The following is a 1,283-nucleotide window of genomic DNA, read 5'->3' on the forward strand; positions in this document are numbered from 1 at the left end:
CTCCGGTTTCGAGGAGATCAAGAACGTCCTGCCGAAGGGCATCGACCGGGGCTGGACCCTGGCCGTCTCGGCCACCGACCTGGACGGCGACCAGCGCCCCGAGATGTACCTGGCGCACGACTTCGGGACCTCGGCCCTGCTGTACAACAGGTCGACCCCCGGCACGTTCAAGTTCAGCGAGGTCAAGGCCGTCCACACCGCGACCACTCCGAAGTCCAAGGAGATGGGCCGCAGCTCCTTCAAGGGCATGGGCGTCGACTTCGGCGATCTGGACAACGACGGCCTGTACGACGCCTTCGTCTCCAACATCACCACGTCCTTCGGCATCCAGGAGTCGAACTTCGCCTTCGTCGCGACCGCGCGTGACAAGGCGGACCTGCGGGCCAAGTTCCGTGACGGCGTCGCTCCGTACAAGGACGAGAGCTCGCCCCTCAACCTCGCCTGGTCCGGCTGGGGCTGGGACGTGAAGATGGGCGACTTCGACAACAACGGCGTCCAGGAGATCACCCAGGCGGTCGGCTTCGTCAAGGGCAAGCGCAACCGCTGGGCGCAGCTCCAGGAGCTCGCCACCGCCAACGACTCCCTGGTCAAGCACCCCCGCTTCTGGCCCCGGGTGGAGGAGGGCGACGACCTCGCCGGCGACCAGCACCTGCGCTTCTTCGTCCAGGACAAGGACGGCGAGGCCTACAGCGACCTGTCCAAACAGCTCGGTCTGGCCGTGCCCGTGCCCAGCCGTGGCATCGCCACCGGCGACGCCGACGGGGACGGCCGCCTGGACATGGTGGTGGCCCGGCAGTGGGAGGACCCGGTCTTCTACTGCAACATGAGCCCGGAGACCGGCGACCACCTCAACCTCAGTCTCACCGACGCGGCCGGGTCGCCCGTGATCGGCGCACAGGTCGCCGTGACCCTGTCCGACGGCAGTACCCGCCTGGGCCGGGTCGACGGCGGCAGCGGCCACTCCGGCAAGCGCAGCCAGGACGTGCACATCGGGCTCGGCCACGAGGTCGACGGCCCGGTGCAGACCCGTCTGACCTGGCGTGACCGCACCGGGCAGGTGCGCAACAAGGACCTCCAGCTGGCTCCCGGCAGGCACTCGCTGGAACTCGGCGCCGACGTGAAGGAGAAGTGACCGTGCCCGAAACCAAGACGCTCACGGCCGCCCCCCGGCACGACGTGAAGGTCACCACCGCCCTGCGCCGGTTCGCGATCTCGATCTCGATCCTCAACATCGCCGGGTACACCTTCCTCGGCTTCGAACAGCCCTGGTTGTGGCCCTTCAT

1 protein-coding gene and 1 pseudogene are annotated in these 1,283 nt (G+C 68.2%); both read left to right on the plus strand.

What is annotated here, in order from left to right:
- A partial coding sequence (locus ACFVUH_RS37420; protein WP_387918105.1) for a CRTAC1 family protein occupies positions 1-1,132 on the plus strand: 1,132 nt, incomplete at its 5' end.
- Between the two features lie 2 nt (positions 1,133-1,134).
- Positions 1,135-1,283, plus strand: a pseudogene (locus ACFVUH_RS37425) (enediyne biosynthesis protein); the annotation flags it as partial.

Source organism: Kitasatospora sp. NPDC058032 (assembly GCF_042885845.1).
Taxonomy (GTDB): domain Bacteria; phylum Actinomycetota; class Actinomycetes; order Streptomycetales; family Streptomycetaceae; genus Kitasatospora.